The following is an 11,256-nucleotide window of genomic DNA, read 5'->3' on the forward strand; positions in this document are numbered from 1 at the left end:
TTTTCGTTTCAAACCAAAAACTTTTTGTAATGACTGATAGCGTGATGAATAACGGTGTAATAGATGGATGATCGTGTAATAACAACAGAAACTTTACCTCTAAGACTTGGATTAACCATGTGGTCTCATTCCGAGTGGCAAAGTCAGTTCTATGGTAAGGGAACAAAACCTGCTGAACGCTTAGAGAAGTACACACAAGTTTTTCATACGGTAGAAGGCAACACGACCTTCTACGCCACACCAAGTATGTCGACCGTTCACAACTGGAAAGCAGCCAGTCATGACGATTTTAGGTTCACCTTCAAGCTGCCAAAGTTCATCACCCACCAGCAACAACTTAGGCACTGCCAAGCAGAGCTCAAAGAGTTTTTAATGACCATGTCGCCACTGCACGACCGTATTGGCCAATGGACGATTCAGCTACCACACAGTTTTGAACCTAGTATGCTCCCTGCCCTGCAAAAGTTTTGTACCTTGTTCCCCAAAAATATGCAGCTCGGCGTAGAGGTTCGTCACCTTGGTTTTTTTGATAAGGGCGATGCGGAAAAGCGCTTCAATCATTGGTTAATAGAAGAAGGGATCAATCGCATTATTATGGATAGCCGCCCCGTTTTCTCCGCACCACCAACAACGGAAGCCGTTATCGATGCTCATCAGAAAAAGCCGCGCGTTCCCGTACATGCGATTGCGACCGCCAATAACCCTATGGTTCGATTTATTGGTCACCCAGACCAAGAACCTAATATTGAGTTTTTTAAACCTTGGTTTGCCAAAATTCCAAGCTGGCTTAATGAAGGCAAACAGCCCTATTTAATGATCCACACCCCAGACAATAATCACGCACCTGAACTTGCGATAGCTATTTATAAGCAGCTGCAAAAGCAAGTGTCTGAAAATACGTCACTTATCTTGCCTGACCTCGCTCAATTTCCAGCACAGAAAGGCAATCATCAAATCTCGATGTTTTAACCCATCACCTATCAGTAACTTCGAACCTTGAGCTAAATCTCAGTTTTCGTGACAGTAGCGCTTTTTTTACGTAAAATACGTCCCCTTTTATTTGGTATGAATTTTGTGCCAATTACGCTGACTGTCGAGAGAAAATGCCATGAGCAACACAGACAATATCTTTTCCGCTCCTATTGATAAAATTGGTGATTTCACCTTTGATGCAAGGGTTGCTGAAGTATTTCCGGATATGATCCAACGCTCGGTGCCTGGCTATAGCAATATCATCTCCGCAATTGGCATGCTGGCTGAGCGCTTTGTAAAGCCACATTCAAATATTTACGACCTAGGCTGCTCTCTTGGCGCGGCGACACTTTCTATGCGTCGCCATATTCAGCAAGAAGGCTGCACCATTTTCGCTGTTGATAATTCACAAGCGATGGTTGAACGCTGTAAGTTGCACGTTAATGCTTATCGCAGTGACACGCCAGTTGAAGTCATTGAAGCCGACATCCGTGAAGTAGAAATTAAAGACGCCTCTGTTGTGGTTCTTAACTTTACGCTGCAATTTCTGTCTCCCGACGACCGATACGCTCTGCTTGAGAGAATTTATGCAGGCTTGCGCCCGGGCGGGATCTTAATTCTGTCAGAAAAATACGTATTCGAAGATGAAAGTTCAAATGAACTGCTTATCGACCTGCACCATGATTTCAAACGTGCCAATGGATACAGCGAGCTTGAAGTAAGCCAAAAACGCAGTGCAATCGAAAACGTGATGCGTCCAGACTCGATCCCTGTCCACAAGGAACGCTTTGATAAGATTGGCTTCTCAAGCAGCGAAGTGTGGTTCCAATGCTTCAACTTTGGTTCAATGTTCGCGATTAAATAGCGCACATACCCAGTCAGCTCGAACTAAAACGTCATCCTCAAGAGCGAGGAACGAGCGAGTTGGGGATCTCTATCAAGTACGATAAACCGAGATTCCCTATCATGTTCGTCCCTCACTGTAGGGAATGACAAATTTAATTTTTATTTTAGGGTTTATTGACCCTATTAACTCAGTGAAAAACTATGTTTAATTTTGCCAATTTTTATCAACTCATTGCCCAAGACACTCGCCTACAGCCGTGGCTCAATGTTCTTCCTCAACAGCTGACGGATTGGCAAAATGCAGAGCACGGTGACTTCGACCGTTGGTTACGTGCACTGAATAAAATCCCTCAAGGCGTGCCTAACCAAGTTGATCTGAAAAACTCAGTAACCATTGGTAGCTCGACACCATTTCACACGGGTGAACTTAAGAAGTTAGAAAGCTTACTAAAGACCTTTCATCCGTGGAGGAAGGGTCCTTACACCGTTCACGATATTCATATCGATACGGAGTGGCGCAGTGACTGGAAATGGGACCGTGTCCTTCCACATATCTCACCGCTTAAAAACCGTTCAGTACTCGATGTAGGTTGTGGCAATGGTTACCACATGTGGCGCATGCTAGGTGAAGGCGCACGCCTAACGGTGGGTATCGACCCTTCTCACCTATTCTTGGTTCAGTTTGAAGCGATTCGTAAGTTAATGGGCGATGACCAACGTGCTCACCTATTACCTTTAGGTATTGAGCAACTGCCAAAACTAGAAGCCTACGATACTGTATTTAGCATGGGTGTGCTGTACCACCGTCGTTCACCACTGGATCACTTGATTCAGCTAAAAGACCAATTGGCATCTGGCGGTGAGCTGGTTCTTGAAACCTTGGTGATTGAAGGTGACGAGAATGCGGTATTGGTCCCTGTTGACCGTTACGCGCAAATGAGAAATGTGTACTTCTTCCCTTCTGCTCGCGCACTGAAACGCTGGCTAGAACAGGTTGGCTTTGAAGACGTGCGTATCGTTGACGAAAATGTCACGACGATTGGCGAACAACGCACAACAGAATGGATGACACACAACTCCCTTCCAGATTACCTCGATCCGAACGATCCAAGTAAAACGGTTGAGGGTCACCCTGCACCAAGACGTGCCGTTCTTGTTGCGACGAAACCGTAATTTCTATAAGACCAAAGCCATGAACTCTGTGGTCACTAAGTCTTAGTTATTTATATGTGTAAGTTTTGATTAGCAAGAGCATGAATTGTATAAAATCCGTGCTCATGCTTAACAAATGAACGAACTCAGATCACAATAATTTTCGTAGCGCTCACATAGCGATTCAATATGACCAGACTCTTACAATAGGATGCTTCACGCGTCCTTTTTTGTGGGATAAACTACTAAATAGTCTGAACTATTCTCTAATTCTCAAAGGTTTTTTATATGTTTAAGCGATTATCGCCTATCGTGGCGGTTGGTTTGCTCTCTGGTTGTACCCTCACGAACGGTGCTACCTACCACCAAGAAACTCTCGACGCTATTGCCCGCTCAGAGACAAACATCGCAAATAAGGTTCAAAATCTTGAACTGCAACTAAGTAATCAAAGTGATTATATTGAAAGCTTAGAAGACGAAATCACCACTCTTTCTAGTCAATTAGATGTTCACCTAACCAGTATGGAACACAAGGTAATTGAAGAACTAGAGCAAGAAGAACCCGTTGTCGTTGCCGCAACTCCTGTCACCACTACGTTACAACCGACCATCCTTGGCGGAATCGAAAAAGTGTCTATCGACTCGATCAAACAGAGCTTTGATGCGCGTGTTGATACTGGCGCAACCACCTCTTCTTTAAATGCTGTCGACATCAAAGAATTCGAACGTAACGGTAAAGACTGGGTGAGATTCCATTTGGCCGATAAAGCACAAGCTGTAGAAGACCAAAAATGGATTGAAGCGCCCGTTGTGCGGTATGTAAAAATCCGTCAGTCAACGAATGACCAGACAGAACGTCGAGCTGTGATCGAATTATGGGTAAAAGTTGGAAATATCCATGAAAAAGCGCAATTTACATTGGCGGATCGCTCTCAAATGAGTCACCCTGTATTACTAGGGCGCGAATTTATCAAAGACATAGCGCTAGTAGATGTAAGTAAAAAGTACGTACAAACGGAAGTTAAATAACAATAGTAGGGTAAGCTATGACGTCAAGAATTCCATTTTATATCTCTATTTTCCTGCTCATCGTGGCAGGTATAACACTGAGTATGTTCAGACATACCACCTACGGCGTACCTTGGACTCCAGGGGAAACCAGGCAGGTTTGGGACGTTGAAGCTCGTATCGAGTTCAATGCGGTTGGTAAAGAAGCAAAAGTTTCATTAGCTGCTCCTCACACTCAATCTAATTACACACTTATTGGTGAGTCAGCTTCATCTCCAGGTTACGGCATCTCTTACTTGAACACCGAGTCAGGTCGTCGTGCAGAATGGTCTATTCGCCACGCTGATGGCCCGCAAACTATCTACTACAAGACTCAATTCCTAGTTGATAACCAAGCAAAAATTGATGCGATACCACCAGAAGGTGAAATTACGCAACCAAGCTTTGATGGTCCAGAAGAAGCGGCAGCGTTGGCACTGATTGACCGAGCAACCAAGCGCTCAGCAGACAACATCACCTTCACTCGTGAACTTATCAAAACGCTTAATGATCCAGACAGCCAAAACTCTGCGCTGATTCTGAATAACATGAGCAAAGTTGAAGCAACACACAAGCTACTTTCAGCAGCAAACATTCACAATAAAGTGGTTGGTGTTATCGAGCTAGAAGATGGACGTCGTCGTCAATCTATCCAGCAAATGAACCAGATCTGGGATAACGACCAATGGGTTTTATTCTCTCCTGAATCAAGCGAACAGCAAGTTCAGCCAAACCTGCTAATTTGGGATGAATCAAATGTATCTCTATTAGACGTGGTTGGCGGTCAGAACAGTAAAGTTCACTTCTCGATGATTGCTCAGGAGGTGACTCCCACTGAAGCAACCAACAGTAAAGTCTCTGCGGATCAACTGTTAAACCTTTCCATTCATAGTCTGCCGCTAGAAGAGCAAGCGATGTTTAAAACCATCATGCTGATTCCTATCGGTGCTCTGATTGTTGTGTTCCTACGTGTCATCATCGGCCTGAAAACGTCTGGTACGTTCATGCCTGTACTGATTGCAGTAGCCTTTGTACAAACACAATTGGTAACGGGTATTGTCGGCTTCCTACTTATCGTAGGTACAGGTCTTATTATTCGAAGTTACTTATCCAAGCTCAACTTGCTACTGGTCGCCAGGATATCCGCCGTAATCATTACGGTAATCATGATTATCTCTGTGTTTACTGTAGTGGCGTTTAAAGTCGGTCTGACTGAAGGTCTATCGATTACGTTCTTCCCAATGATTATCCTATCTTGGACTATCGAACGTATGTCTATCCTTTGGGAAGAAGAAGGGGCGAAAGAGGTAGTGCTACAAGGTGGTGGTTCTCTATTTACCGCTGTTCTTGTTTACTTAGGCATGACTAACCCGTTCATCCAGCATTTAACGTTTAACTTTATTGGTTTACAGCTTGTTATTCTAGCGACCATCTTGCTACTAGGTAACTACACAGGCTACCGTCTAACCGAGCTTCGTCGCTTTAAACCGCTAGCGGAGGACTAAGTTATGTTTGATCAATTTACTTCACCGTTTAAGTTGAAAGACAAAGGCATAATGGGAATGAACAAGCGTAACCATAGCTATATTGGTCGCTACAATGATCGTTCCAAGTATCCACTCGTTGATGACAAGCTTAAGACTAAGATTATTGCTGAACAAGCTGGTGCAACCGTACCAACACTGATTGGCGTTATTGGTCATCAAGCTGAAGTAAAAACAATCCACAAGATGGTTAAAGAGTGGCCGGGGTTTGTAATCAAGCCCGCTCAAGGTAGTGGTGGTAAAGGTATCCTTGTTGTTATTTCTCACAAGGATGGTGTTTATACCAAGCCATCAGGTTCGACTATCAATGAAGAAGACGTAGAGCGTCACATCAGTAACGCTCTAGCGGGTCTTTTCTCACTGGGTGGTAAGAACGACGTAGCCGTGGTTGAAAACCTCATCAAGTTTGACGAGTGTTTTGATGGCTTCAGTTATGAAGGTGTGCCCGATGTACGAATTATCGTATTCAAAGGCTACCCTGTGATGGCGATGATGCGTCTTTCTACTTCAGCTTCTGACGGCAAGGCAAACTTGCACCAAGGCGCTGTGGGTGTGGGCATCTGTATCGCTACGGGTAAAGCCGTTCGTGCGGTTCAATTTGACCACCCTGTGACTCACCACCCAGACACGGACAAAGAGTTGGCACAACTTCAAGTACCGCATTGGGAAAAACTGCTTACGCTAGCATCAAGCGCGTGGGAAATGACAGGCCTTGGTTACATGGGCACTGACATGGTTTTAGACCAAGAAGAAGGCCCAATGGTACTAGAGTTAAACGCTCGTCCAGGATTAGCAATACAGATTGCAAACGGCGCGGGTTTATTGCCTCGCTTGCATCATATTGAAAACCTAGGCACGCCAGCTGAATATCCAAAACCTGCAGAGCGCGTTGCATACGCCGCAAAGCAATTTGGTGTTCACGGTAACGAACTCGCTTCAAACTAAGCTCATCTAAATTAAAAGCGAAACGACTCAGTCATTGATACTGAATCTAGCTCAATAAATTAAGCCGCATAACTCTGAGAGTTACGCGGCTTTTTAATGCCTATCGTTAATTAGCTTAACGCTCGGAACTAAGCTTCTGTTGTTTCTGATTCAGACTCACGAATTGGGTCAATGCGGACTGCCGCCACCTTAAACTCTGGGATCTTCGCGTGCGGATCGGTTGCAGTCGTAGTTAAGCGGTTAACTGGAGATTCGACAAAATGGAAGGGAATAAATACCACCCCCTTTTGCATTCGCTTAGTGACAAATGCCGCGATTTCAATTTCTCCACGACGGGTTGATACTTTGAGCATCTGGCCATTCGAGATCCCTAACGCTTCGGCATCATGAACACTCACCATCGCACGTGGTCCTGCCAAGTTATCAAGCCCTTTGGTTTTACGTGTCATGGTCCCGGTGTGGAACTGTTCTAGGATGCGACCTGTCGTTAATACTAGCGGGTATTCCGCATCAGGTAGTTCTGCTGCGTATCTAAACGGAATCGCTTCCATTTGACCACGCCCGCGAGTGAATTGAGTCTGGTGCATGATGCGTGTACCGTCAGGATTATTCCTATTACTTGGCCATTGGACGCCGTTCACCGTAATATTCTCCCAACGTAAACCACCATACTGCGGCGTTACACGTGCTATCTCATTGGTGATATCAGCAACGGTTTTGTAGTCCCAACCGCCGCCCATTGCATTGGCTAGCATTTGAATAATCACCCAATCTTCTTTCGCGTCACCAGGCGGATTAACAGCAAGATTAATACGTTGGACTCGGCGCTCTGTATTGGTGAAGTGGCCAGACTTTTCAGCAAACGAACAAGACGGCAGAACCACATCGGCATACTGAGCGGTTTCGGTTAAGAAAATATCTTGAACCACTAGGAAATCTAACGCTTCAAGGCCTTCAATTACATGCGCTTGATTCGGGTCACTCAACACTGGGTTCTCACCCATGACATACAGACCACGAACATCTCGATGGCACGCTCCATCAATAATTTCGGTGAGCGTTAACCCCGCTTCCGCTGGTAAGTCAGAAACACCCCACTCCATCGCGAATTTTTGACGAACTATCGGGTTATACACTTTCTGATAACCTGGAAGGTTGTTCGGCAATGCCCCCATATCACACGCGCCCTGAACATTGGATTGACCACGTAATGGGTTGATACCACCGCCTTCGATACCAATGTTGCCACACAAGAGTTGTAGATTAGCGATTGAACGTACGTTGTCGTGACCAGTAGTGTGTTGCGTAATACCCATCGAATAATACACTGCGGTGCGTTCTGCAGTACCAATCAAGCGAGCCATCGCGAAGATATCTTCCGCTTTCACGCCAGTCACCAATTCGACCTTATCAAGTGAGTAGCTTGGTGACATGACTTCCTGCAATAAGGTATCAAAGCCATCAACACGATCATCAATATAATCTTGATCGTACCAACCGTGTTTGATGATCTGCTGTATCACACCATTAATCAGCATCACATCGGTGCCCGGTCGGTGCGCTAAGTAAAGCTCAGCATGGTCAGCAATATCGATTCGTTTTGGATCAGCAACGATCAATCGTGCTCCACCATGCCTCACCGCTTGCTTGATGTGCGAGCCAATAATTGGGTGTGCTGAAGTCGTGTCTGAACCGATAATAAAGATCACATCTGAGTGCTTGATACTTGGAATATCATTGGTCATTGCACCGCTACCCAGCGAAGCCTCTAAACCTGTAACAGTCGAAGCATGACAAAGACGTGCACAGTGATCGACGTTATTAGTACCTAGTTCGCGACGTATGAATTTTTGGAAGGCATAGTTGTCTTCATTGGTGGTTTTCGCCGACGAGAAGCCCGCCAAAGCATTGCTACCAAAGCCCTGTTTAATCGCGGTAAATTTATCAGCAATGAGCTTAATCGCTTCTTCCCAACTTGCAGGTTGCAACCAGCCATCTTTACGAATTAATGGTGTGCTTAAACGCGCATCACTGCCCACAAAATCGAAGCCGAATCGCCCCTTAACACACAACATGCCCTCATTAACCGGAGAGTCACCACCTTCGATATAACGGATTTTGTTTTTCTGCTCATCGATATGCATGGTTAGCTTACAGCCCACACCGCAATAGGTGCAGATGGTATCGACTTTCTTGAGTAGGTCTGTGTCTCCCTGCTTTCTATCACGAGCATCCACCATTGCACCGGTTGGACACGCCTGAATACACGATCCACATTGAACGCAGTTTGAGTCACCCATTAAGGTCTTTTCTGCCCCAAAATTAGGACGACATTCAGGTCTTGATGCAGGCTTGCCATCAGATTGATTCATGAAGCTTAAAACACCATGGACATTCTGTTCACGACACGCTTGGATACACTGCCCGCAACTGATACAGCGGTTGGCATCAAAGAGAATAAATTCTGAACTGTCATCAACTGCAAATTTTTGTCTTGTTAAACCGACCTTCGCTTCTTCTGCACGAATCGCCTGCCAACTCTCATTCGGAGCCACATCGATTTTGTACTCTGGATGTGTTTGCGTTGCCTTGTATTCGGTCGAGTAGTCTCGTAGGTCGCAATCGGTATTGGCTTGGCAGCCACATTCTAGACATCTTGCTGCTTCCGCAATTGCATCGGCATTATCAAATCCTGTTTCTACTTCGTCGAAGCTTTGTTCACGCTGCTCGGGTGTTAGCTCTGGCATGATCTTACGCGCCATACGCTGTATGGATTTGTATTGCTCAGGATCCACCGCTTTGAGCTGCTTGTGCTTTCTTGAATTAAACGGTTTAACCGGAATGTTATCCATATCGCCATGAAAGAACCGATCAATCGCCTGTGCAGCAATGCGCCCATCCCCCACCGCTTCCACTGCGGTTGCAGGGCCGCGTCGGAAATCACCAATACTAAAGATATTGCCAGTACCTGTATGCATGGTTTGCGGATCGGCATCAGCGGTATTCCAACGAGTAAGAGGAATATCAATCGCTTCATTGTCCATAAAGCTCAGATCCGGCTTTTGCGACACGGCAGCAATAACCGTATCAAACGCTTCAACAAAGAATTCGCCTGTTGGTTTAGGGCTGCGACGACCTGAAGCATCAGCCGGACCCAAAGCCATACGCTCTAATCGTATTTCTGATACATGACCATTTTCATCGGCTATGTTTTCTGCCGGGTTGGTTAAGAAATGGAACTTCACACCTTCATGCTCAGCTTCTTCGATTTCGTAATCTTCTGCTGGCATCTCATCTCGAGTACGACGATAAATCAGCGTGGTATCCGCACCATCACGAACTGCGGTTCGAGCACAGTCAATCGCGGTATTCCCGCCACCGATCACTGCAACCTTTTTACCAGTGACATACTGTTGGTCGGTCACGTAATCTTTCAGGTAATCGACGCCTAGATAACAACCGCCAAGCTCGCTGCCCGGATAATTCATTTCAACTGCTTGCGATGCACCAACCGCTAAGCAAACCGCATCAAAATCGTTACTCAAATCAGACAGTGTAAAATCAACACCGAGTTTTTTATCACACTCTACCGACATCCCATTACGACACATCAGTTCGATTTCTTTATCTAGAATCGACTTAGGTAAGCGATATTCAGGGATACCGTAACGCAGCCAACCTCCCGCTTTGGGCATCGACTCATAAACACTGACATCGTAGCCTTCGTTAGATAGGTAATAACCTGCCGTAAGACCACCGGGGCCACTACCAACAATCGCAATACTCTTGCCTTTGATTGGTTTCTTAGTTGGCATGTAGCTCTCTTGAGCAGCTAAATCTGCGTCGGCAGCGTGTCGTTTGAGTTGACGAATCGCGATGGATTCATCGACCAAGTTGCGACGACATTCCGTTTCACAGAAAGCAGGACATACTCGACCAATCGAAAGGGGCATTGGTAGTGTCTTTTTGATGACCTCTATCGCTTTGATGTGATCATTTTGAGCAATATGATGCAGATAAGATTGGATATCGACCCCAGCAGGACACGCTGTTTGGCATGGCGCTTCACAATCGGCGTAATGATCGGTCATGATGCGGTTCAACGCGTCTTGCCGATGAATCGTTAACTGTTTTGACTGGGTGGTAATATTCAATCCATTAGACACTTCAAGCTCACAAGAACGAGTGACACCAACGCCATCAACTTCAACAACACACAAGTCACACGGTACTTTATCCGCTGTTTTGTTCAAACCACATAAAGATGGGATCTCTAAACCACATGTTTTTGCCGCCTCAAGAACGGTTTGTCCTTGCTCGACGATTCGATATTTCCCATCAATAACGATTTGAATCATACCTAAGTCCTACCTTTACCTTTCGCACACGCGAGTTATCAACAATTAAAATTAAGTAATACAATATTATTAATATTATTAGATCTATGTCATTACCATACATTATTTGTGGTTTTGTGCGTGTGACCTCAAACAAGTTCCATTGATAATAACCATAAGGTATGAGTGGTCTTATCAGTATCGACGAGAGGACTAGGCGGAAGGTGTTCTGCTGTAGAAGTAAGGAATAAGAAATTAGATTCAAGGTACAAAAAAGCCCCTAATGATGAACTGACCCCCAATAGTTGGACACCAATTATTGGGGGTCTTTTTATGTCCAAATATAGCCGAGAGCTAAAATGTATCATTGCTAAGCAATACTTAGATGGCACGTCATCTCTCTACTTAGCAAA

7 protein-coding genes and 1 pseudogene are annotated in these 11,256 nt (G+C 45.2%); 7 read left to right on the forward strand and 1 reads right to left on the reverse strand.

Annotated elements, in window-relative coordinates:
* Positions 1–63 precede the first annotated feature (63 nt).
* From L3V36_RS22425 to L3V36_RS22450, 6 genes are all read left to right on the forward strand, one after another.
* Positions 64–969 carry a DUF72 domain-containing protein gene (locus tag L3V36_RS22425; RefSeq protein ID WP_102557822.1) on the forward strand — a complete coding sequence of 302 codons (906 nt, stop codon included), beginning with the start codon at positions 64–66 and terminating at the stop codon, positions 967–969.
* Positions 970–1,108: 139 nt separating this feature from the next.
* Entirely contained in the window at positions 1,109–1,837 is a 729-nt protein-coding gene (gene cmoA, locus L3V36_RS22430; protein WP_017078176.1) for a carboxy-S-adenosyl-L-methionine synthase CmoA, read from the forward strand.
* Between the two features lie 182 nt (positions 1,838–2,019).
* A complete protein-coding gene (gene cmoB / locus L3V36_RS22435; protein WP_102455585.1) occupies positions 2,020–2,991 on the forward strand; it encodes a tRNA 5-methoxyuridine(34)/uridine 5-oxyacetic acid(34) synthase CmoB in 972 nt (323 codons plus the stop codon).
* Positions 2,992–3,258: 267 nt separating this feature from the next.
* Entirely contained in the window at positions 3,259–3,999 is a 741-nt protein-coding gene (locus L3V36_RS22440) for an ATP-dependent zinc protease (RefSeq protein ID WP_004736465.1), read from the forward strand.
* 17 nt (positions 4,000–4,016) lie between these two features.
* A complete protein-coding gene (locus L3V36_RS22445) occupies positions 4,017–5,522 on the forward strand; it encodes an inactive transglutaminase family protein (protein ID WP_004736464.1) in 1,506 nt (501 codons plus the stop codon).
* 3 nt (positions 5,523–5,525) lie between these two features.
* Positions 5,526–6,506 (forward strand): alpha-L-glutamate ligase-like protein, encoded by a 981-nt coding sequence (locus L3V36_RS22450; RefSeq protein WP_004736463.1) that lies wholly within the window; start codon positions 5,526–5,528, stop codon positions 6,504–6,506.
* A 128-nt stretch (positions 6,507–6,634) separates the two neighbouring features.
* On the opposite strand, the gene fdhF is transcribed toward L3V36_RS22450, so the two are convergent.
* Entirely contained in the window at positions 6,635–10,864 is a 4,230-nt protein-coding gene (gene fdhF / locus L3V36_RS22455) for a formate dehydrogenase subunit alpha (protein ID WP_208775675.1), read from the reverse strand.
* A gap of 312 nt (positions 10,865–11,176) precedes the next feature.
* On the opposite strand from fdhF, the pseudogene L3V36_RS23985 reads away from it, so the two are divergent.
* Positions 11,177–11,256, forward strand: a pseudogene (locus tag L3V36_RS23985) (helix-turn-helix domain-containing protein); the annotation flags it as partial.

Source organism: Vibrio sp. G-C-1 (assembly GCF_021728015.1).
Lineage (GTDB): Bacteria > Pseudomonadota > Gammaproteobacteria > Enterobacterales > Vibrionaceae > Vibrio > Vibrio splendidus.

Excerpts from the sequence above, each read along its gene's own strand:
- L3V36_RS22425 (WP_102557822.1), top strand. The coding sequence starts at position 64 with ATGGATGATCGTGTAATAACAACAGAAACTTTACCTCTAAGACTTGGA.
- L3V36_RS22450 (WP_004736463.1), top strand. The coding sequence starts at position 5,526 with ATGTTTGATCAATTTACTTCACCGTTTAAGTTGAAAGACAAAGGCATA.
- cmoA (WP_017078176.1), top strand. The coding sequence starts at position 1,109 with ATGAGCAACACAGACAATATCTTTTCCGCTCCTATTGATAAAATTGGT.
- fdhF (WP_208775675.1), bottom strand. The coding sequence starts at position 10,864 with ATGATTCAAATCGTTATTGATGGGAAATATCGAATCGTCGAGCAAGGA.
- L3V36_RS22440 (WP_004736465.1), top strand. The coding sequence starts at position 3,259 with ATGTTTAAGCGATTATCGCCTATCGTGGCGGTTGGTTTGCTCTCTGGT.
- L3V36_RS22445 (WP_004736464.1), top strand. The coding sequence starts at position 4,017 with ATGACGTCAAGAATTCCATTTTATATCTCTATTTTCCTGCTCATCGTG.
- cmoB (WP_102455585.1), top strand. The coding sequence starts at position 2,020 with ATGTTTAATTTTGCCAATTTTTATCAACTCATTGCCCAAGACACTCGC.